The 22,281-nt window shown below is 45.0% G+C and carries 20 protein-coding genes; 7 read left to right on the top strand and 13 right to left on the bottom strand.

The genetic code is table 11. From position 1 onward, the window contains the following. Nucleotides 1–121: 121 nt before the first annotated feature. A complete protein-coding gene (locus PLE7327_RS07065) occupies nt 122–1,708 on the top strand; it encodes a glucose-6-phosphate isomerase (protein WP_015143167.1) in 1,587 nt (528 codons plus the stop codon). Between the two features lie 425 nt (nt 1,709–2,133). Continuing rightward, entirely contained in the window at nt 2,134–4,662 is a 2,529-nt protein-coding gene (locus tag PLE7327_RS07070; RefSeq protein ID WP_041391926.1) for a glycogen/starch/alpha-glucan phosphorylase, read from the top strand. A gap of 276 nt (nt 4,663–4,938) precedes the next feature. Here PLE7327_RS07070 and PLE7327_RS07075 read toward each other — a convergent pair whose 3' ends face one another. Then, nucleotides 4,939–5,319 (bottom strand): helix-turn-helix domain-containing protein, encoded by a 381-nt coding sequence (locus PLE7327_RS07075; protein WP_015143169.1) that lies wholly within the window; start codon nt 5,317–5,319, stop codon nt 4,939–4,941. 72 nt (nt 5,320–5,391) lie between these two features. On the opposite strand from PLE7327_RS07075, the gene PLE7327_RS23910 reads away from it, so the two are divergent. Beyond that, on the top strand, nt 5,392–5,700 hold the full coding sequence (locus tag PLE7327_RS23910) for a transposase (protein ID WP_254658169.1): 309 nt from the start codon (nt 5,392–5,394) through the stop codon (nt 5,698–5,700). A gap of 298 nt (nt 5,701–5,998) precedes the next feature. On the opposite strand, the gene PLE7327_RS07080 is transcribed toward PLE7327_RS23910, so the two are convergent. After that, nucleotides 5,999–6,712, bottom strand: a complete 714-nt coding sequence (locus tag PLE7327_RS07080; RefSeq protein ID WP_015143170.1) for a rhomboid family intramembrane serine protease — start codon at nt 6,710–6,712, stop codon at nt 5,999–6,001. A 64-nt stretch (nt 6,713–6,776) separates the two neighbouring features. Next, nucleotides 6,777–7,751 carry an AI-2E family transporter gene (locus tag PLE7327_RS07085; RefSeq protein ID WP_015143171.1) on the bottom strand — a complete coding sequence of 325 codons (975 nt, stop codon included), beginning with the start codon at nt 7,749–7,751 and terminating at the stop codon, nt 6,777–6,779. A gap of 710 nt (nt 7,752–8,461) precedes the next feature. Between PLE7327_RS07085 and PLE7327_RS07090 the strand changes: the two genes are divergently transcribed. Together PLE7327_RS07090 and PLE7327_RS07095 are read left to right on the top strand one after the other, a co-directional pair. Beyond that, on the top strand, nt 8,462–8,893 hold the full coding sequence (locus PLE7327_RS07090) for a pentapeptide repeat-containing protein (protein WP_015143172.1): 432 nt from the start codon (nt 8,462–8,464) through the stop codon (nt 8,891–8,893). A 17-nt stretch (nt 8,894–8,910) separates the two neighbouring features. Next, nucleotides 8,911–9,648, top strand: a complete 738-nt coding sequence (locus PLE7327_RS07095; RefSeq protein ID WP_015143173.1) for a trans-aconitate 2-methyltransferase — start codon at nt 8,911–8,913, stop codon at nt 9,646–9,648. A 422-nt stretch (nt 9,649–10,070) separates the two neighbouring features. On the opposite strand, the gene PLE7327_RS07100 is transcribed toward PLE7327_RS07095, so the two are convergent. Next, nucleotides 10,071–11,273: a glycosyltransferase gene (locus PLE7327_RS07100; RefSeq protein WP_015143174.1), complete on the bottom strand. Its 1,203-nt coding sequence runs from the start codon at nt 11,271–11,273 to the stop codon at nt 10,071–10,073. Between the two features lie 36 nt (nt 11,274–11,309). Then, nucleotides 11,310–12,977 (bottom strand): glycosyltransferase family 39 protein, encoded by a 1,668-nt coding sequence (locus tag PLE7327_RS07105; RefSeq protein WP_015143175.1) that lies wholly within the window; start codon nt 12,975–12,977, stop codon nt 11,310–11,312. A gap of 78 nt (nt 12,978–13,055) precedes the next feature. Here PLE7327_RS07105 and PLE7327_RS07110 point away from each other — a divergent pair, with 78 nt between their 5' ends. Next, on the top strand, nt 13,056–14,798 hold the full coding sequence (locus PLE7327_RS07110) for a 6-pyruvoyl-tetrahydropterin synthase-related protein (protein ID WP_144266093.1): 1,743 nt from the start codon (nt 13,056–13,058) through the stop codon (nt 14,796–14,798). 33 nt (nt 14,799–14,831) lie between these two features. Here PLE7327_RS07110 and PLE7327_RS07115 read toward each other — a convergent pair whose 3' ends face one another. The 8 genes from PLE7327_RS07115 to PLE7327_RS07150 all read right to left on the bottom strand — a co-directional run bounded on the left by PLE7327_RS07115 (nt 14,832) and on the right by PLE7327_RS07150 (nt 20,996). Further along, nucleotides 14,832–15,608, bottom strand: coding sequence for an MBL fold metallo-hydrolase (locus tag PLE7327_RS07115; protein WP_015143177.1), 777 nt, complete (start codon nt 15,606–15,608; stop codon nt 14,832–14,834). Between the two features lie 70 nt (nt 15,609–15,678). Next, the gene (locus PLE7327_RS07120) at nt 15,679–16,269 is read right to left on the bottom strand and encodes an aminodeoxychorismate/anthranilate synthase component II (RefSeq protein WP_015143178.1); all 591 of its coding nucleotides are present in this window, start codon (nt 16,267–16,269) and stop codon (nt 15,679–15,681) included. Between the two features lie 25 nt (nt 16,270–16,294). After that, complete coding sequence (locus PLE7327_RS07125; RefSeq protein WP_217523406.1) at nt 16,295–16,744, bottom strand: diacylglycerol kinase family protein; 450 nt, start codon at nt 16,742–16,744, stop codon at nt 16,295–16,297. Nucleotides 16,745–16,906: 162 nt separating this feature from the next. Next, on the bottom strand, nt 16,907–17,428 hold the full coding sequence (gene ybeY, locus PLE7327_RS07130) for an rRNA maturation RNase YbeY (RefSeq protein WP_015143180.1): 522 nt from the start codon (nt 17,426–17,428) through the stop codon (nt 16,907–16,909). A 134-nt stretch (nt 17,429–17,562) separates the two neighbouring features. Further along, on the bottom strand, nt 17,563–17,760 hold the full coding sequence (locus PLE7327_RS07135) for a DUF3285 domain-containing protein (protein WP_015143181.1): 198 nt from the start codon (nt 17,758–17,760) through the stop codon (nt 17,563–17,565). Nucleotides 17,761–18,067: 307 nt separating this feature from the next. Further along, a protein-coding gene (gene prfB / locus PLE7327_RS07140; RefSeq protein WP_144266094.1) for a peptide chain release factor 2 occupies nt 18,068–19,184 on the bottom strand; the annotation gives its coding sequence in 2 pieces (ribosomal slippage) (nt 18,068–19,111 and nt 19,113–19,184; 1,116 coding nt in all). Nucleotides 19,185–19,216: 32 nt separating this feature from the next. Further along, nucleotides 19,217–20,125, bottom strand: coding sequence for a lipid kinase (locus PLE7327_RS07145; RefSeq protein ID WP_015143182.1), 909 nt, complete (start codon nt 20,123–20,125; stop codon nt 19,217–19,219). A 133-nt stretch (nt 20,126–20,258) separates the two neighbouring features. After that, nucleotides 20,259–20,996 (bottom strand): nucleoside phosphorylase, encoded by a 738-nt coding sequence (locus PLE7327_RS07150; RefSeq protein ID WP_015143183.1) that lies wholly within the window; start codon nt 20,994–20,996, stop codon nt 20,259–20,261. 161 nt (nt 20,997–21,157) lie between these two features. Between PLE7327_RS07150 and PLE7327_RS07155 the strand changes: the two genes are divergently transcribed. After that, nucleotides 21,158–22,264, top strand: a complete 1,107-nt coding sequence (locus PLE7327_RS07155) for an ABC transporter ATP-binding protein (RefSeq protein WP_015143184.1) — start codon at nt 21,158–21,160, stop codon at nt 22,262–22,264. Nucleotides 22,265–22,281: the final 17 nt, after the last annotated feature.

Consider the following 22,281-nt stretch of genomic DNA (forward strand, 5'->3'; position numbering starts at 1 on the left):
CAAAAAAAGATCGAGTGTCTTACCTACGATCGTTACTTAACCTTTAAAAAATGAGTGAATATAGAGAACTGAATAGACGATGACCGATAATTGATCAACGGATAATCGAAAATCGAGACTCATGACTCCTCAACAACTCTGGCAACGATACCAAGATTGGCTGTACTATCACGAAAGTTTGGGATTATACCTCGATATCAGCCGGATGCGGTTTGATGAGGGGCTGATAGAAACTTTGAAGCCTAAATTTGCCAAAGCCTTCCAAGACATGGATGCTTTAGAGAAAGGCGCGATCGCGAACCCCGATGAAAACCGCATGGTCGGGCACTACTGGCTGCGCGATCCCGATTTAGCCCCTACCGAAGAGATAAAACAAGAAATCATCCAAACCGTAGAAGCTATTCAAGCTTTTGTTCAAAAAGTTCATGTGGGCGCGATTAAACCGCCACAGGCATTCAAATTTACCGATATCCTCTCCATCGGCATTGGCGGTTCGGCGTTGGGTCCTCAGTTTGTAGCAGAGGCACTCGCGCCAGATTTTCCCCCCATGGCGATTCATTTTTTTGACAACAGCGATCCCGCCGGATTCGATCGCGTTTTAACCCGCCTTAAAGATCGTCTCAACAGCACCCTAGTCATCGTCATCACCAAATCAGGCGGCACTCCCGAAACCCGTAACGGGATGCTAGAAGCAAAAGCGGCTTTCGAGAAACAGGGGCTAAACTTCGCCCAACACGCCGTTGCCATCACCATGCCGGGAAGCAATATGGACAAAGTTGCCAAATCCGAAGGCTGGTTAGCCACCTTTCCCATGTTCGACTGGGTAGGGGGGCGCACTTCAGAACTCTCTGCCGTCGGATTGCTGCCCGCTGCCTTGCAAGGGATCGATATCCGTGCCATGCTTGCTGGCGCGAAAGCAATGGATGCCGCCACCAGAGTCCCCGATCTCAAAACCAATCCCGCTGCCCTGCTTGCTTTGTCCTGGTACTATGCGGGCAATGGCAAGGGAGAAAAGGATATGGTCGTGCTTCCTTACAAGGATAGCCTGTCGCTGTTCAGCCGTTACTTGCAACAGTTAGTTATGGAGTCCTTGGGCAAGGAAAAGGATCTCGATGGCAACACCGTCTATCAAGGAATTGCCGTCTACGGGAACAAAGGTTCGACCGACCAACACGCTTACGTGCAACAATTGCGAGAAGGCGTTCCCAATTTCTTTGTTACCTTTATCGAAGTTCTCAAAGATCGTCAGGGCAACTCCATTGAGTTAGATCCAGGCATTACCTCTGGAGACTATTTATCCGCATTCATCCAGGGAACGAGGGCGGCACTTTACGAAAATCACCGCGATTCGATTACGATTACCATTCCTGAAGTCAACCCTCGCACTGTCGGCGCTGCGATCGCCCTCTACGAACGCGCCGTGGGATTGTATGCTTCCTTGGTCAATATCAATGCTTATCACCAACCGGGAGTAGAAGCAGGCAAGAAAATGGCAGCGTCGATTTTGGAGTTGCAAAAACAAATCATGCAAACTTTGCAGTCGGCAAGCGAACCGCTAGACTTGGCAACTCTCGCCCAAAAAGCAGGTTCTCCTAATGAGATAGAAGCCATCTATAAAATCGTGCGTCATCTAGAAGCCAATCGGCGAGGAGTTATCATGAGTGGCGATCGCGCTAACCCCGGCAGTCTCAAAGTCTCAGCTGGATAAAAAAATTAGAATAAATAAGGACAATTCCTGGAAAGACATTGGGATTGTCCTGCTTGTAGATAGATAATTGGATTCAAAAACTGGCATCAACGCCTAGAACTAAAGTTCTAGGCTCAAAGCTCAGCTCGATGAAAATCGAAAATCGACTGAAATTCCTATTTTAGAAGACTTTTTTGCTCGGCCAGGAAATTAATGACAACAGCAGTTGTTGATTTCTGGCTCAAGGTTTAAGATAACTTTTGAATTAGAAAAACTATTTCCCTCTTAAGTCAGAAGCGCTCGCTTCTGAAAAAAAAATAAGGTCGCCTCATTAGGCAAGAAAAACCTTAAATTTATTGTTTATTAATTATTCCTTTTCTTAAAGAAAATCTTAAACTATCTGTTTTACACTACTTCCAGACAGGTCAGATATCCGGGCTAAAATGATGAATGCACCGCTTGAAGACTCCCTCACCCCTCAAATCCGAGTCGAAGATGATCGCACGGGGTTAAGCATCACAACCCTCAGAAGCGCCTTAGCGGATAATCTCTTCTATATACAAGGGAAGTTTCCCGGAACTGCTACCAAAAATGATTACTACATGGCGCTAGCTTATACGGTACGCGATCGCCTCCTCCAACGCTGGCTCAACACGACCCAAACTTACAGGAAAAATGTCAAAGTCGTTTGTTATCTAAGTGCAGAATTTCTCATCGGACCCCAATTAGTCAACAATCTCATTAACTTGGGGATTTACGCTAAAATCCGGCAAGCAGTAGAAGAATCGGGACTCGATCTCCAAGAGTTAATCGAACAAGAAGAAGAACCCGGTTTGGGCAATGGCGGTTTAGGTCGTCTCGCAGCTTGCTACCTAGACTCTCTCTCTAGTTTAGAAATTCCAGCGATCGGTTATGGAATTCGCTACGAATTTGGGATTTTCGACCAAGAAATTCGAGATGGCTGGCAAGTTGAAATTACTGACAAATGGTTGCAATACGGCAATCCTTGGGAAATTGCCCGTCCCGAAGAATTTGTTGAAGTCAAATTTGGCGGTCGCAGCGAACACTATTACGACGAAAAAGGGAACTATCGCGTGCGTTGGATTCCCGATCGAGTGGTTAAGGGAGTTCCCTACGATACTCCCATTCTCGGATATCAAGTTAATACAGCAAATACCCTGCGCCTCTGGAAAGCGGAAGCGATCGAATCTTTTGACTTTCAGGCATTCAACGTCGGCGACTACTACGGCGCCGTTGATGCCAAAATTGTCTCAGAAAACTTGACTAAAATCCTCTATCCCAATGACGAAGTCATTCAGGGCAAAGAACTGCGCTTGCAACAGCAATACTTTTTCGTTTCCTGTGCCCTGCAAGATATGATTCGTTTGCTGTTGTCTACCGAGGTAAGTCTAGAGACGTTTCACCAACAGTTTGCCGTCCAACTCAACGATACCCATCCCGCTATCGGCGTTGCCGAACTGATGCGCTTGTTGGTGGACGAGCATCGCATGGACTGGGATAAAGCTTGGCACGTAACCCAAAATACGTTTGCTTTTACCAATCATACCCTGCTTCCCGAAGCGTTGGAAAAATGGTCGGTAGAGCTATTTGGTCGCCTACTTCCCCGACATTTAGAAATTATCTATGAAATCAATCAACGTTTTTTGGATCGCGTGCGGATGAAATATCCACGCGATCTGGGCAAGTTATCGCGCCTGTCTCTGATTGATGAAAGTGGAGAAAGATACGTCCGCATGGCAAATCTTGCCTGCGTTGGTTCCCATGCCATTAATGGAGTTGCCGAATTACATACCGAATTACTCAAAAAAACTGTCCTGAAAGATTTTTACGAATTTTTTCCCGAAAAGTTCACTAATGTAACCAATGGCGTTACTCCTCGCCGCTGGATGGTTCTCAGCAATCCTAGACTGACTCGACTGATTACCGAAAAAATCGGTGACAGGTGGATTACAAATCTTGACGATCTCACAAACTTAGAAACTTTAGTAGACGACGCTTCATTCCGCCAGCAGTGGCGACAAATCAAGCAGGAGACGAAGGGCGATTTAGCTGCATATATTCGCAAAAAGCTAGATATTATCGTCGATCCAAAATCGTTATTCGATATTCAGGTAAAACGGATTCACGAATACAAACGCCAACATCTAAACGTTTTGCACGTTATAACTTTTTATAATCGCCTCAAACACGATCGGGAGCTCGATATTACGCCTCGTACTTTCATCTTTGGCGGAAAAGCAGCGCCGGGCTACTTTATGGCAAAGTTGATTATTAAGCTGATCGTCTCCGTCGCTAATATCGTCAATAACGATCCCGACGTGCGCGATCGCATGAAAGTTGTCTTCATCCCCGACTTTAATGTTACTCTGGGTCAACGAATCTATCCCGCCGCCGACCTATCCGAACAAATTTCTACGGCAGGCAAGGAAGCTTCTGGAACGGGAAATATGAAATTTGCCCTCAATGGCGCACTCACAATTGGAACCCTCGACGGCGCTAATGTTGAAATTCGAGAAGAAGTGGGGGCTGAAAACTTTTTCTTATTTGGCTTGACAACTGAAGAGGTTTATGAATTAAAGGCGCGAGGATACAGACCTTTTGAGTACTACAACCAAAATGCCGAACTAAAAGCTGTCATCGATTTAATTAGTTCGGGTTTCTTCTCCCGCGGCAATGTCGATCTATTCAAGCCGTTGGTAGACAATCTGCTGTACCGAGATGATTACATGCTCTTAGCTGATTATCAGTCTTATATTGACACTCAAGAAAAAGTCAACCAAGCCTATCGCGATCGCGAGAATTGGACGCGGATGTCTATTCTCAACGTAGCGCGAATGGGAAAATTTTCCAGCGATCGCTCTATTCGAGAATACGCTCAGAAGATTTGGAAAGTCGAACCCGTTCCTGTAGAACTTTTACAATTGTGTCCGGGAGGTCGGTGTTTGTTGGTTTGATACTCCCATTAACAACCATCTATCTTTAATCGGGGCACAAAGTCAGCGATGTTCTAAGTAGTCGGACATAAACCAACAAAAATAAAACCGTGTTAACTTTTGTAAAGTTAACGAAAAAGGACAGTAACTAGTAAGCGCTCGCTAAAAAACCCAGCCCAATAAGAAAGGGCGATCGCTGCCTTGGCGGCTTAAGGGAGGACAAGATCGATTACTTTTTCTCAGACTTAAAGCAAAATCTCTCCAATTCTAATTCATTTGCTCTGTTTCGAGATTCTATTAAGCCACTAAATGGACTTGTTGAGATGTCGCTAAAACTTGACATAACTGTCGGCTGCTGTAGGTTCGTTGCTCGGTCTCTAATTTTTCGCAGAGAGTCTCGATCTGTTCTGGCAGCCATTTTCTTCTTCTTTCAGGTCGGGGAGCATCCCACAATCTCGCCAATCCCAAGTTTTGCCATCGGTGCAGGGTTGAGCGGACAGTTGAGGGAGACCATTTCAAATAGATGGCTATCTTCTCGACCTTCCATCCCATTCCTGAAAGCCTGATAGCTTCGGCTCTATCTTTAGTTCTTTGCGGAACGCGGGGCGCTTTTCTTAACTCCCAGAGAGTTCGGTCTTGTTCTCGGCTGAGAAAGATTCTTAAAGGCGGAGATGACATAGCTATTTTTCCTGTTACTGCTCTCGCTTAATAAATCTTCGCACAGTTCGGCTTATTTATGTCTATCTACTTATTAGGCAAAATCTTGATTACGGAAAGAAAGCTAATCAAAAACTCCACCAATGGAATTTTGGCTCTATTCGGCAAAAATTAAAATATAAATGTGCCCAAGTGGGTATTCATACAGAATTAATTTCTGAAGAATATACCAGTCAAGAATGCTTATCTTGTCGAAAAAGAAATAAGCCCAAAAATCGTAATTATCGTTGTTCCCGTGGTTTTTCTTGGCATAGAGACGGATTAGGTAGTGCCAATATTCGTGCAAAGTATCTGGGAGAAATCCTAGTAGTTGGTCTTATGGCTAGATCCAAAACTGGGTAGTCAGTCGGCGACAAGTGCTTGACAAGCGATTTGACAATATTGGGAAACGACGATAGCATCGGACAGAATTTTTTATTTGATAGGGGTTAGAATACTATTTTCTGACCCCTTTTTTCTTGTCTTAAGCTTTCTTTCAACACTTCTGGGCTAGATCCTCTGGAGTAAAGTGGCATCCTCATCTTCAGTGTAACCTAACCGATTAATGATTGGTTAGAGAATCCGCGCAATTCTATTGCTGCGGAAATGCCCTTCGATTTCTTCTTTTACTTTACAGGTTACAAGAGAGCTAAAGTGTCATTTAGAAGAATCTTTCCTTATTCCTAGAGGAAAACAATCCCAATATCGGACCGAGAATCGCCCCGAAAACGAAACCGCCCGCGTGCGCCCAATAGGCAATTCCGCCACCTTCCATGCCGATGTTAGCAGGTGCTTGCAGGCTGGCAACGCCATAGAGAGCTTGCTGCACGAACCAAAAACCGAGAAAGAACACGGCGGGAATTCTAATGGTAGTCAGAAAGAAGCCCAACGGAACTAGAGTTAGGATTTGCGCTTTAGGAAAGCGGATAATATATGCTCCCAGGACTCCTGCGATCGCGCCGCTAGCACCGATGGCAGGAACGCCCGATTGCATCGAGAAAAACCATTGAGTTAGAGCCGCTAACACGCCGCACGTCAGATAAAAAATAAGATATTTAATGCGACCGAGCTGGTCTTCAATATTATTGCCAAATACCCACAAAAACAACATATTGCCAGCAATGTGCAAAAAACCGCCGTGCAGAAACTGCGAGGTCACTAGCGTTAGCGATTGCGAGATTATCCGATCTGTATCGCCGCTACTCAAGCTTGCTGTTAATTCCCTAGGGACAACACCGTAGGTATAGAAAAACTGCTCTAACTGTTGGGGAGATAAACTGAGTTCGTGTAAAAACACAAAAACATTGATGCCAATCAATGTATAGGTGAGATAGGGAGTAATTCTAGTCGGATTATTGTCGTGCAGGGGAACCACGATGACTTTTCCTCTCGATTAAAAGTTGTCAAAAAAATAATTTGAAATTAGCACGTTCCAGCCTTTATGAAGGAGCGTGTCGCCACTTATCCAGAACATCTTTAAACAATACTTCCTCTAGCCAAATCTTAGCTACTACCGTCAGCGGTAGTGCCATCAATAGTCCCAAAACTCCAAAAAAGCTAGCAAAGATGATTTGAGCAGTTAGGGTAATGGCAGGTAAGAGCGACACTTGTTTTGCCATAATTGCAGGCGTTAACCAATAACTTTCAAGATTTTGAATGACAATATAGACAATTAAAACAGCAACGGCTTTCCAGGGAGAATCGAGTAGCGCGATCGCGATGGGAAATACGGCACTCAAAGTAGGACCAATATTAGGGATCAAATCGAGCAATCCTGCTAAAATTGCGTGAGCGAGGGCAAGCGGCACTTGTAAAATCCACAAACTAATCCCGCTCATCAAAGCAACAAAACCCATTTGCATTAAAATCCCAATCGTCCAATTCCCTAAAGCGACTTCGCAATGAGAAATAATTTCGTTAGCTCGCTGGCGATAGAACGAGGGAAATAACCGGATAAATAAGTTCCGGTATGGCTGAGGATTTATTAGTAACATAAGGCTTAAAACTAGAACTAGGACTAGCTGCAAAATAACGTTAACCGACGCCGAAAAAAAGTCAAAAGTTTGCGCCAATAATTGAGTCACATAGGGCTGAAGCTGTTGTATTATCGTGCTGAGATCGGGGAGATTGCGAAAATCTTGTTCGGCTAAGCGAGCTTGTAACCACTGAATTCCTGCCTGAATTTGTACAAAAACTTGTGGTAGCAATTCGAGCAGTTGTTGAATCTGTTCGACAAAAGCTGGCACGATTAGCCATAAAAAAATAATCAAAAGTACGAATAAGATGGCAAGGCTCAAAAATATGGCTACGGCGCGCCGTTTGACCCATCGCTGGAGTTGTTTCACTAGCTGATTGATGGCAATTGCTAATACCACGGCTGTAAAAAAAGCAGCAGCAATTGCCGCATTTCCCAAAGGATATAGAGCGAGAGAATTAAAGCTATTAAGCCAAGCGATCGACCTAAATTCACAGTTTTATGACAAATAAGCTAACTACCAATGTCTAGCTATGGTTTTCGTCCTTGAAATGTATCCCTGTACTTTTAATATCGGCGACAATGATGACGGGAAAATGACAGCAACGGGCGAAAATCAGCTACCTAGAAGTCACAATTTAGAAAGATCGAGGCAATAGCCTCACCTCCCCTTGCGTTTAGGATAGAAGGGACAAACTGACCAGATCGTCCTTCCTCGGTAGGATTCTACAGCGATCGAAAGTCCATTTTGTCATTCCCAGTGGAGTGGAACGTAACAAAGAATCTCTGTTTAAAGTTGGTATGCTCAGATGTTTCGCTTCGCTACTGCTAAGCTCAACATGACAAAGTGCAAGCAAGCTCTGCCGTGAGACGGCGAGCACCTTGCACCTTCTATCCTTTTGGGACAACCTGTAAAGAAGACCCGATAGGAATTGTAGTCTATTTTAATCGAGTTGAGCTTTGAGCCTAGAACTAAAGTTCTAGGCGTTGGTGCTTTAAATCTGAAGCAGCGATAGAATATCTAGGGGCAAGCTCTATTGAGAGAAGTTAAAATTCGTGAAATTAAGGAAATATAACTCGATTGGGCGAAGTATGGAGGGGACAATTCGCTCTACGCTAGAAGTATAGAGAGCAAGAGGAGCTGAGGCGATGCAACGGATAATTTTAGCGACTCTAGCTATAATAATACCTCTATTGTTGATAACTCAGGTAAAAGCAGAGAATCCAGCCCATGTAGAACAATTGCTAGCTACCGGAGAGTGTCCCCGCTGCGATCTGAGCAAAGCTGATTTGAGTGCTGCCCATCTTATTGGTGCGGATTTGAGAGAAGCCAACTTGTCTGGGGCAAACCTAACTGAAGCTAATCTCGAAGGTGCGGATTTAACTGGTGCTAATCTACAAGGAGCTAATTTAACTAAGGCTTTTGTGACTAATGCAACCTTTGAGAACGCGAATCTTAACCGAGTTAACTTCACAGAAGCTATGGTTTACGATGTTGACGTGAAGGGAGCTTCGATGGAGCAACTCAATTTGATGAATGCTGAGATTTATAATACCAATATCGGCGTTGGTGGAGAATAAGTTTAGCAGGAGGAATCGTGAGCGATCGCGTGCCAGTCGAAATTTTTCCCGGTGAAGTTTTTGCTAATACTACCGATTTTGATACCTGTATCCGCCAACTAATTCCTTATTATGACGAAATGTTAGCTACGATCGCTCGCTGCATACCCGTTAGTGCCGAGCGAGTTCTAGAATTGGGCTGCGGAACGGGTGAATTGAGCGTCAAGCTGCTGCAAAACTGTCCCCAGGCAACCGTAATTGCCCTCGATTACTCTCCTCGCATGCTCGAATATGCTCGTGGCAAAATCGAAGCGACTGGCTATGGAAAGCGCTGGCGTGGAATCGTAATGGATTTTGGCGCTTGGGCGGCAGGCAAAACGGCACAAGGAATTGGGAGTAAGTTTGATGCCTGCGCTTCCTCTTTAGCCATTCACCATCTCGCCAATCCAATGAAATTAAGACTTTTCGAGCGGATTCGAGCCAGTCTCAATCCGGGCGGGAGTTTCTGGAATGCAGATCCCGTGGCGATCGAGTCCCCCACACTATCAGAAGTCTACCAGAGCGTCAAGGAAGCATGGGCGAGCGATCGCGGAACGACGCTGGCACAGGTACGCGCCAAGATGGGTCAGAGCAATCCCTACGGCTATTCTAGTCAAGACCAATTGGCGACATTAGAAGAGCATTGGCAAATGTTGAAAACGGCAGGGTTTGAATCAGTGTCGGTGCCCTGGAAATATTTCGGATTGGCTGTTTTCGGTGGTTTTGTTCCCAAATAGCAATAGAGATAGAGCCGCTCTGTAAATCTATAGGAATATTTTGCTAAAAAACCGTCATTTTCTGATTTTTATTTCCCTGTTTCTCGTAACTTGCCTGTTTTTTTTCTTTAAGTTCTACTGAGGGGAATTTGCCCAAGAATGGTTGAATAATTCTGGGGCAGCAATAACTCAAATCGCCCTCACCCCAACCCCTCTCCCAGAGCGGGAGAGGGGCTTTCAAGTTAAGACTTTGGACTGAAGTCCCTTCTCCTCTCGTGGGAGAAGGGATTTAGGGATGAGGGAACAAAGATTTGTCAGTCAACCAGCATCCTTCGCTATTGCTCTCCAATGACAGGTAATATCTTTCTTTGGAGGCAACTTGATATAAGTTTTCCAAAAATTTGTAGCAGCAGGTTTAAAAACCCGTCTCTACAGTGTTATGTTTATTTTTCTACATCGGTTACTCGCCAACTCAGCTTGAGGTTAAACCAGAAATTCCAAACCGTAACGATCGCGATCGCCATTAAATTTGCCACGTAGCGATCGATCCCAAAAACATTAAAAAATAAATTTAATAGTAAAACATTAAGAATTAATCCAGCCAAACAGATAACATTAAACTTAATTAACCGTTTTAATCGCTGACGCTTGCCCGGTTGTCGGCGAGAAATATCGCCAAACGTCCAGAAATCATTCCAGAGAAAATTATTAATAATTGCCAACTCTGAGGCAATAATTTTGCTGCGCGTGAGAGGCAACGCAAGCATACTAGGATCGCTGAGCAAGTACAGCACTCCCATATCCACAAATACGCCGCTAAATCCGACAACTCCAAAGCGGAAAAATCGCTCGACGGGCCACAAAGAAAAGCGCAACCTCAGCAGGTGTTGAATATACTCGACATATTGTTTCCAAGTAACCTTGCTTTCCCCAGCGACGCGCTCCCGAAACACGTAACCCGCTTCGGCAATCCAGCGGATTTTTCCACGAGCAGCAACTTCAATAAGAATTTTATAACCTACCGGACTCAATTGTTTGCCAATAATGGCGCTGCGACGCACCATAAAGTAGCCGCTCATAGGATCGGACAGGCGACCAATGACTTCGGGTAAGATAACCAATCCCAGCATCTGTGCGCCGCGAGACAAAAACCGCCGCACGGCACTCCATTCGCTCACCCCGCCACCCTCGACGTGGCGACTGGCAACTGCCAAATCTGCGCCGTGTCCCATTTCTTGCAGCAGTTGCAACAATACCTCTGGCGGATGCTGCAAGTCGGCATCGATTACCCCAAGAATTTTTCCCCTTGCGACTTGCCAACCGCGCACGACTGCAGTGGAAAGTCCTCGTTCGGTTTGTCGGCGCATGACTCGCAGTTGGGGATAGTAGGGAAGCAACTCTAGCGCGATTTTCCAGGTTAGATCGGGACTATCGTCATCGACGACGATTAATTCGTACTGTCCCGGAAGGTAGTCATCTAGGAGTTGGGTCAAAATTTGGACGATGCTGGCAATATTTTGACTTTCTTTAAAGGTGGGAAGAACAAGGGAAAACTCAATAGGCTCCTGTTCGGCGCTATCGACAAGATAAGGTCTTTCGGGGATTTGTAAAGCTCCAGAGGGAACAGGTAAAAGAGAATCATTCATTAGTAATTAAAAATAATCGTGACAAAATAGGGGTTATTAGCGAGGATTTCGTTCATAGAGACTGAGATTAAAATGATCTAGCTCCCTAGTTCCAAAAAGCTGTTGAGTTTTTTTGAGCTGAAATTGACCATCTAAGACTTGTCGAAGTTGGTTTTTTTCTTCTGTGGTACTCGATTCTCCCCAAACGGGTCTAGCGCTGTCTAACCAAAGAATCCGTTGATAGCGATCGCGATCGGGGACAAGGGTTTTTTGAAGCACTGGGGCAAGTTCGTCGGATGGTCGAGCGAGCAGCATTACTGAAGAAGTAGGTGGCAGGTAATAGGCTAGGCGCAACACGTGACCCCAGGCAGTAGAATTCATGACAATTAAAGTTGTCGCTTTTTGGTTCTGTTCAATTATGTCTGCTATTTGGTGAAACATCCAGCGATTTCTGATACTAAAGTCGCTGGCACTAATACTCAAATACAATAGCAGCAATGCGATCGCGGCTATTTTTCGCCATTTTCCGGCTGCTCGTTCGATCCAAACTGTCAATAAGAATAAACAACCGGGAAGAATAAAAATAACCGATCGCCCCCAACCAAAGCCAAGGGTAAACTTTCCCGTCGCTACGTCCATCCCCAGCATTAACAACAGAGGAACGATGCCTAGCATCAAAGCAATTCCTAAAATTTGACGCTGCTGGCGCTGCCAAAGATCTAGGCTACAGGCAAGCAAGATTGCGATCGCGCCTATCCCCGCGATCGTGGCTAGGGTAGGAGGTAAAATACTCACCCAATCTCCTAAAATTAGGTGAGTTCCCAGAGTTCTAGCAAAATCCTGTAGGTGTTGCAGGGTCGTTTCTAGCCAGCCGCTAGCTGTCTCAAATCTTTCTAAATCTGCATTGCGTAACTGCTGTCGCGTTCCCCACAGAGTCCAAGGAACGTTGATGATAACACCCCCTCCAAAACATAATGCGTATTGCCGCCATTGCCGTCTGTCTAACAACAGCATTAAGGCAGCTAGCACGATTAACAGGCAAGCAAAGTAATAAAAAGTCATTAAGCCAGCCGCGATCGCGCCGATTAGAATTACACTCCAGAACCATTTGGACTTCAAGATTTTTGATTCTGTTTGCGGGGATCGATTTTGGTTATTGAGGTGAATTAATTCAAATAATGCCCACGTCGTTAAAATTACCCAAAAAACGAGCGAACCATACATCCGCACGTTCAAGGAATGGAATAGATAATAAGGATTTAATCCCAAAAGTGCCGCCAAGAGAAGCCCCCCGCGATATCCCAACAGACAGCGACCCAAACCATAGGCGCTACCGATTGCCCCAATGCTAAAGATGGCGACTAGACTTCGCATGGCTGTTTCTGAATTGCCAAATAATCGCAGCCACAGATGTTGTCCGATAAAAAATAAAGGTGGATGGGGTTCTTTCACTAAACCCTTGAGCAGTTTTTCTCCTGTTGCTAAAATGTCGCCGAGTCCTTTTTCGGATGGCAGATTCAGTGCCCCAAGGTATTGAGTTAGGACGACTGGCGTATCGTCGGGATGTTTGTATAAACCTTTTTGTCCTGTAGAAAGAAGCAAGGATAAAACTTCGTCATACCAGAATTCGCGGCTTCCTAGATTAATAATTCTGATGAGAACGGCAATGGCGATCGCAACTAATAAGAGTAACTCCACAGAAAAGTATTTTGGAATTTTAGCCATGGGGAAGCCTCATCTCGTCAGATTGAATACAATCGGATTTAGTACAAAACTAACTTTATCTAAATTTTGCTTAAAGTCTTGTCTAGGATAGTTAGATTTCCTCCTCATTCGCCAGTTCGACGCTATTTAGTTGAAGGAGGAATCATTCTCCTTTTAGCTTTAGCAACCGCGATCGTCAACTGGAAGATGATTCGCGATGGCATCAATGGCATGGCAGATTTAAAATGGCATATTCCCTGGCTGCAACATTTTTCTAAACAACTTGCAGAAGGGATTTGGTATCCCCGCTGGCTAGCAGGCACCAACTACGGGTATGGCAGTCCCACATTTGTCTTCTATGCGCCCCTAGTCTACTACATCGGTTCGTTGCTGAAATTCAGCTGCTTAAATACTGAAGATACGATTATTGCTTTATTTTCTTTGGCAATTTTCTTATATGGTTTGAATTTTTATATTTATGGTCGAAATCGCTGGGGAATATTTGCTGCTTTTGTTGGTGCATTAGCATACATGACCGTCCCTTATATAGCCTTAGATATTTACTATAGAGGCGGAGTTGCCTCGATGTTTGCACAGGCATGGATTCCTCTCATTTGGTGGCTAACCGAAAAGACTCTAGCAAAATCAAAATGGGGAATTGGTTTAGCGATTTCTTGGGCGATGATGGCTTTGACTCACACGGCAAGTTTATTGCTTTGCTTTATTTTTTGGCTGCCTTATACGCTCATTTTTCTGCTTCATCGATCCTGGAAGGCTGTATTAGCAACAATTATATTTGCTGGCATTGGTTTGGGAATGGCATCTTTATACTTACTGCCAGCAATTGTTGAAAAGTCCTTCGTCAACACTGAAAATATGAAAGAATTCTTGGGAGGATATCGAGCTGCTTTACTTGGCTCTGGCATTCCACTCTTTCCTCTAAAAATTACTCAATTGGTGAACATTTCTTATATTTTTATCCATCAGTTATTGGCGATCGCGATTTTAACCATTATTGCTTTAGTCTTCTGTCGTAAAAATAAGGCAATTATTCGAGAAACTTGGGGTTGGCTTGCTTTTGCGATCGCGATCGCCTTTATGATGAGTTCGCTGTCTACACTGATTTGGCAATCTAGTAGCATGCTACAATCGGTTCAATTTCCTTGGCGGTTATTGCAGCTTTTTTCATTTGTGGGAGCTGCTTTATGTGGGGCTGTAGTTAGCGGTATTCTTAAGCTTCGATCGCCTTTCAAGCTATTATTATCGTTAATTATTATTGGAATTCTTTTACTAAATTTTAGATATTCTTATAAACTTTCCCGTCAATTCATTACTTTGCGAAATCCAGGGAAAGGAAGCATTGCCCATTTAGAGTATATTAAAATAGCCCTTGACGATCCCTATACAGATAAATTGAGAGATGTTAGAGAATATCGCCCTTTACTAAAGGGGGGTAATTCATCTCCTCCCGAACCCCTCATCGGACAACCGCGAGTTTCCCTAAAAAGCGGTAAAGCAGACATCCAAATCGAGCGGTGGGATAGTTACTATCGAAGATTTGAGGTAATAGCCAAAGAGCCTTCAACTATTAGGATACGAACCTATTATTATCCTGCTTGGCATTTATATTTAAATCAAAAATCTCATCCAATTGCAATGGCTAACGATGGAACGATGGAACTGAAATTAGAGCCAGGTTCTCATGAAGTAGAATTGGGCTATCAATGGACTCCTGCGTTTATTGCAGGCATGATTTTAAGTTTTTTAAGTGCTGCGGCCTTAGTTTTTTTGTGGATTAAAAGTTCAAAAATTCAAATCGATAACATGAGGGATAAATTGTAGTGCGGGCAGGATGCCCGCAAGCGATCGATCTCGCTAGAAACTGAGAACCCTAATGACCGTTCCCTGTTTGGGAATATTCCCAGAATTGAGAGTAAGTTTGTTACTATTAATTTTGCTGATATTCATCCCCTCGACTAGCTTTAAAAATTCATCTACAGGAACTAAATCACAGGCGTTTTTATCGGCAGCAGCCGTCAGATATTGCGTGGGAATCATAATTTTAGGGTTGAGGGATTCCATTGCCTGCTTGGCTTCTTGGGGATTATAAGCCTTGGGACCGCCACCAACGGGAATGAGAGCGAGATCGGGATTGCCCATGAGAATTCGCTGTTCTATCTCAATGGGAGCCGCTGCACCGCCCAAATGTAGAATCCTAATACCGCCTTGATTCCAACGCCAAGCTATGTTGTTCCCAAAACGCCGTCCCCCCTCGCGATCGTGAGCAATGCTAATTCCTTGAAACCTGATGCCGCCAATCTCGTAAACGCCTGGTTCGTAGAGTACTTTAGGATTTCCCGGCAATCCTTCAGCCGCCCCTTCATCCCAAAGCAGGCTGCTGACGAGAACCAGATCGGCTTGGACTTTGGGAGGGCGATAGCCAGCCGTACAGCCGATCGCGCGAAAGGGATTGACTAAAATCCGCCTCCCGCCTCCGGTAAATAAAAAACACGTATGTCCTAAGTATTGTACCGTAAGCGAACCGCCGCTTTGAGCTTGTGCGCGATCGCTCCCCCACCCCGAAACCCAAGCGGAACCGCTTGCTGCCAGTAAACTTGCTCCAGCGTAACGGATGAACTGTCGCCGTCTCATGGAAATTTATCCCTCTGTTGCTAGTTGTTAGTTAGAAGATCGCATCTTGCATCTTATCAGTAACAAATACTTAATCTAGCGATTTGAGGAAATTTCGCAACAGTTGTTTGCCCGATCTGGTCAAAATGCTTTCTGGATGGAATTGAACGCCTTGAATGTGGGGATAGTTTCGGTGGCGCAGACCCATAACCGTTCCATCTTCAACCCACGCTGTAATTTCTAGCACCTCTGGCATCGTTTCGCGATCGACGACTAAACTGTGATAGCGAGTAGCCTGAAACGGATTGTCTAATCCTTGAAAAACGCCGACGTTTTGATGGTGAATCTCCGACGTTTTGCCGTGCATTAAAACGGGAGCGGGAACGATTTTTCCTCCAAAGACTTGACCGATGCTTTGGTGTCCCAAGCAAACGCCTAATATTGGTACGGTTGCGCCGAGTTGTTCGATTACCGCTAGGGAAATTCCTGCATCCTTGGGATAGCCTGGACCTGGAGAGATGAGGATCCCATCGGGTTGAAGCTGACGGATGGTCTCGATGTCAATGCGATCGTTGCGATAAACTTGAATATCTGAAGCGACTGGCAGTTCTTCGCCCAGTTCTCCCAAATATTGTACTAAGTTGTAGGTAAAACTATCGTAGTTATCAATAACAAGAATCAATGCCGATCTGCCTTTCTGTTTTTACTTAGAACGTGCCGAGCTGCAAAATTAGGCTAAATAGCGGCGGCAGTAGGATAAAACTGGCTACTAACAAAGCCGCCAGAGCAGAAATGAGAACCGCGCCAGCCGCGCAGTCTTTAGCAATTTTAGCAAGCTCGTGATATGATTGACCGACCGTCAGATCGACGACGGATTCGAGAGCGGTGTTTAATAGTTCTAGTACCATTACCAAGGCGCTGGTTAAAGTCACGATTGCCATTTCTACTGGTGTAATCCTCAAAATAAGCCCCAGACTTATAGCTATCGTCGCGATCGCAGTATGAATGCGAAAGTTCCGCTGAGTGACAAAGGCGTAGCTAACTCCTGCCCAAGCGTATCGAAAGCTAATCAGGAGATTCGGGGCAACTTGCCAAGCGAGTTCTCGCAGCGAAGAAGTTTTTAAGTTATAGCCACCCAAGAAGGGAGATTTAATCATTTGCTTCTCCTTAATGGGAACGGGAAAATAGATCGAGTCAAGTGCTTTGGCGTTGGTCGATTGAGTCATTTGTAAATTATTTGCTTTCATAGAGACCGTTCGTTTTCAAAAGATAAGATTTTCTTTAGATTTCGTTCTATTAAAATTATTAGCTTATCAGCACTAAGACAAAATCCCGATTATTTTCAATAGCGTTTGCTGCTGGGAGAGCATGTTGGCAAGACTATCTTCATCGGGATGATCCCAACCCAACAGATGGAGAAACCCATGAGAGGCTAACCAGGCAAGTTCTACACTTAAGGAATGTCCTTGTTGCTCTGCCTGTCGTTCGGCAGTTTCGATTGAAATAATAATATCTCCAAGGTACAAAGGCTCTAATTCGGAAAATTCTGCTGGCAGTTTAGGAAAGTTTACTTCTAAACTCGCAAATGCCAATACATCTGTAGGTCGATCTTGCTGGCGATACTGAGCATTGAGCGCCTGGATTTCTGCATCTGTGGTTAGACGAAGCGATAGTTCGTAGATATCTGCCTCTGGAAGTTCGGGACGCATGACTTCTAGCCAAGTTTGAAACCAATTCGTCCAAGTGTCTGGGGAAATCGGGCAAGCTGCGGATGATTGCTCGAAAAAAACATCCTGCAAATTTACGTCAACTGCTACAGGGGATTTGAGAGAAGATGCCATATCAGTTATCAGCAATCGGTAGAGGCGGGTTAATTGTGAAAATGAGCGCCTTGTTACATAACTACAGACCAAACCCGCCCGTACAGTTATCAGTAGTAAAAATTAACTAAATTACTGACACTCTAAAGAAGAGATTAGCGAGTTAAGTAGGACATGCCGATCAGAAAAGCTAGTAAACCGACGGTAGTCAGGAAAAAGTGTTTCAATGAAATTCCTTTTTTGCGTACCATGTTACGCATAGCGAGTTTGACGTAACTGGGTTCTGGTTCGGTTTGAGCTGTTTTGAGAGTTGGTGCTTCTGACGTTTGAGTAGATGTAGAGGAATCACTCATAGGATTTTGGATTTAAGAAAGTTACTAGAGTTATTAGTTCGATCGCTGCATTTAATGTAACAGTTTATTGCTAAAAATCAAGCAATCTCTTTTTTTATAGTATTCCCAGTTCGTCTATATTTGTTTCTCTCTTAGGGTAGGTGGTTTTTGGGTTGCCCTACTTTATGCCATATCGTAAGTATCTAGGCAAAATTAAATTCACCCCTGAAATGTGTTATTAATTCTGTCTATCTACTTACCCTAATGCGCTCAGAGCATCTCGTTTGCGTTCGAGATGCTCCTACTCTAGATATAGACTACCCCACAATTAGCTTTGTTCTCCTAGCGTGGATTGACGCAAATAGGCTTCGATAAAGGGATTGAGATCCCCATCCATAACGGCAGTCACGTTGTTAGTTTCTACATTGGTTCGCAGGTCTTTGACCATTTGATAGGGATGGAAGACATAGTTACGAATTTGGTTGCCCCAAGCGGCTTCTACCATATCGCCTCGGATTTCTGCGATTTCTTTTGCCCGCTGTTCTTGAAGGATTACCAACAATTTCGCCTTGAGAAGGGCGAGGGCTTTTTCTTTATTTTGGAGTTGGGATCGCTCTTGGGTACAGCGAACGGCGATCCCCGTGGGGATGTGGGCGATGCGAACGGCAGTTTCTACTTTATTAACGTTTTGTCCGCCCTTCCCACCAGCACGAGAAGTGGTGATTTCCAGATCTTTTTCGGGGATCTCTACTTTAACCGCTTCCTCCCCTAAAATTGGCATCACTTCCACGCCGGCAAAGCTGGTTTGTCGCTTGCCGTTGGCATTGAAAGGAGAAATACGAACCAGTCGGTGAGTGCCTTTTTCGCCTTTGAGGTAGCCGTAGGCGTAGCGTCCCTCAAATTCGAGGGTAGCGGACTTGATCCCCGCTTCATCGCCTTCGGAAATGTCACTCACGCGAACTTTATAGCCTTGTTTTTCTCCCCAACGGGTATACATGCGCAGCAACATTTCTGCCCAATCCTGGGCATCAGTTCCACCAGCCCCGGCATTAATAGTTAGGATGGCTCCTTTTGCGTCATATTCACCCGATAAAAGCTGCTGTAGTTCCCAACGATCGAGTTCTTGTTGGAGGTGAATGAGATTGTTTTTGGCTTCTATTGCGAGGGTTTCGTCGGCTTCTAATTCTAGCAGTTCGGCAATGGCTTTAGTATCTTCTAGTTGAGTTTGCCATTGTTGGTATTGCTCTAAGCTGGATTTGAGATCGTTGAGTTCCTGAAGCGTTGTTTGTGCTTTCTCTTGACTATCCCAAAAATCCGGTTGAGCGGCCAATTGTTCTAAATCTTGAATCTTAGCTTTGAGTGCGGGAAGGTCAAAGATAGTCCTGGGTTTTCCCCAGGCGCGAACCAACGGTTTCTATTTCTCGTTTGAGTTCTGAAATTTCCATACTTTCCTAAAAGTTTAGGGTGTTTTTTTATTTTAATCCTTTCTAGGGGTCGTTTTGGAATACGAGGTTTCTGCTGCCGTAAATACGGCTAAAGCTTTGGGGATCGCGCGAAACTTAGCCGGAGTCGAAACGGTCAATTCCCCATCTGTGTTGATCTCTTCGGGTTTGCGCGTATAGATCTCAATTTCTTCTGCTTCAAGCGATCGCACCCACGGCAGATTCTCGTAATCGCCGCTAGGTAAAGTCCATATTAGTGGAAAAATTTGCCACCAACGCTCTATTTCTAAACTATACAAATCCAAGCGGCGATCGTCGATCGCGGCATCTTTGGCGATCGCCATGCCACCTCCATAATAGCGCCCGTTGCCGACTGCAATCTGAATGGTTTTAATTCTAATCGACTCGCCATTGACGCGAATTTCTGCTCGAAAGGGACGAGTTTGACTGAGGACTTGCAAGGCGGTATACCCATAAGCGAGAATTCCCAAGCGGCGTTTTGCTCCTTTCGAGAGTTTCTTGGTGATTTTTACGCTCAATCCCAAACTCGCTACGTTAAAGAAATGTTTGCCGTTGACCCAACCCAGGTCAATATACTTGAGGTTACCAGATGCGATCGCCCGACAAGCTTCTGGAATAGACGGCGGAATTGAGAGAGTACGCGCTAAATCGTTAGCCGTTCCTAGCGGGAGAATGCCTAATGGGAGTTTGGTTTCTACCAAGCTATCGACAACCGCATTTAAGGTGCCGTCCCCTCCACCAACGATGACTAAATCGATCGCATTTTTATGTTTGTGGACTAGCTCAGGAAGTTGCTGAGGATTTTTAATCGGCACGGTAATTAGTTCAAAATCTAGGTCATGTAGAATTTCGACTGCTTTAGCCAGGCTTTTTTGACCCTTGCGAGCATAACGGTTAACTAGCAAGAGCGCTCGTTTAGTCATGAGATTTTGTTAGCGAGTGAGTGAGATAACATTTCTGTTTCTATTTTCTCTCTCTAGAAGCTTTACTGACACTCCCAATCGTTATGAAGCCTTGCCAGTCGTTATTATCTGTTTTGACTGAAGCGCGATCGCTCTATCCTAACTCCTCAGAAAACAAGTCACTGGTGACTTGCTGCAATACTTTTAGTCCTCGCAGAGAACCTTGAATGAGTCGAATAGCCGCGACGGGGTTTTGCAACATCTTCATGGCTAAAGGAAAAGGCTGTAACGAGCCATCAGACCCTATTGCTGGCATAATATTGGGTAAATCTTGCTGGCAGTCGTCGCTGATGACTCGGATTATGGCTAGAGCGATCCCCGCGCGAGCAAGAATCTCTAAGGCTGCATAGCCTTCCATGTCTACTACGTCAGCTTGGCAGATTCGACCTAGATAAGATTTTTCTTGGGCAGACCAAATAACGCGATCGCTTGTCAACCCCTTGACTAAGGTTGCTTTTCCTTGCAGGCGATCGCCAAGCAATTTAGTCAGATAAAAATCGCACTCTCGCCATAAAAGCTTCTCGCTCCTATAACCACAGGCTTGATAAATGACGAGATCTCCTACGCTATATTGGGGCGACAAGCTGCCACACAATCCCATTAGCAAGATGCGAGCCGGCGGCTTATTAAGAAAGTCTTTAGTTTGTTGCCATTTTTCTAAATAGGGCGTTAAAGCATTCACACCTATGGGAATAGGCAATCCTAAAGGTTTCTGCGAATCGATCGATTGCAAACCTCGACAAATTGCTCTATATTCCGTTCCTTGAGGAACGAGAATCCTATCAACGTTGCTGGCGAAGGCGGCTGGTTTTCGAGCGGTTTCCCACATCATTGATTTTTGAGAAAATTTCTTATTTAGAAGGCTGTTTAATGTTATATAAGGAATAGTGAGTTATTAGAAAGATTTCTATGTGGATTCGGAATTGAGACAGGCATTCACTGCCCGCTTTTTTCAGATTTTCTAGCCCTGAGTATCGCTTAAGTATATCCCTGATGGAACAACCAACTATCCTCGATCTCAAAAACGTCACCAAACAGTTTTCAGCTCATTCCACCCCTGCGGTAGATAACGTCAGTTTAACTCTAGAGCAAGGAGATGTATTAGGATTGCTCGGTCCTTCTGGCTGCGGAAAAACGACGCTATTGCGGATTATCGCTGGCTTCGAGCAACCTTCAAGCGGCGCGATCGCTCTTGCCGGACGCACGGTTGCGGGCAAAGGATGTTGGGTGCCGCCAGAGTCGAGAAATACTGGCATGGTGTTTCAAGACTATGCTTTGTTCCCTCATCTAACCATTGCAGAAAACATTGCTTTTGGGTTGCAAAGGAAGTGCGCTCGTCTCTCCAAAGCCCAGATCGAACAACGCATTGCTGAGGTTCTTTTACTGGTAGGACTGACTGGATTAGAAAAACGCTATCCCCACGAACTATCGGGCGGCCAACAACAGCGCGTTGCCTTAGCCAGGGCTTTAGCGCCCCAACCCGCTTTGATCCTATTAGACGAGCCTCTGAGCAATTTGGACGTGCAAGTGCGACAGTACCTCCGCCACGAGATCCGCCACATCCTCAAAGCAGCAGGAACTTCAGCTATTTTCGTCACGCACGACCAAGAAGAAGCCCTTTCCATTTCCGATAAAATTGGGGTAATGCGCCAAGGCAAACTAGAACAGTTAGGTACGCCAGAAGAAATTTATACTCGCCCGGCTTCGCTGTTTGTGGCAGAATTTGTCAAGCAGGCAAATGTTCTTCCAGCCAAGCGCCAGGGAAATACTTGGCAAACAGAAATTGGAGCCTGGGAAATACCGAGTGCAAGCGAATTGAGGGGATTAGATACGGGCGAGTTGACGATCGCTCAAGAGGATATTATCCTCAAGCCAGATGAGACCTCGACGATAAAAATCTGCGATCGCCAATTTTTAGGTCGAGAGTACCGCTACTGTCTAGAAACTGCTTCTGGCAAAAGATTGCACGCTCGTACCGCGATCGACACCCAACTACCGATCGGGATGCGAGTCCAGCTTTCAGTCAGTCCCGAAGCCGCACGGGTTTTTCCCTCGACTGCCCAGATGAAGCCAATTTCTGAGGTGCTTTCTTTTCATTAAAACGCGATCGATCGCTG

It is taken from the genome of Pleurocapsa sp. PCC 7327, assembly GCF_000317025.1.
Lineage (GTDB): Bacteria > Cyanobacteriota > Cyanobacteriia > Cyanobacteriales > Microcystaceae > Hydrococcus.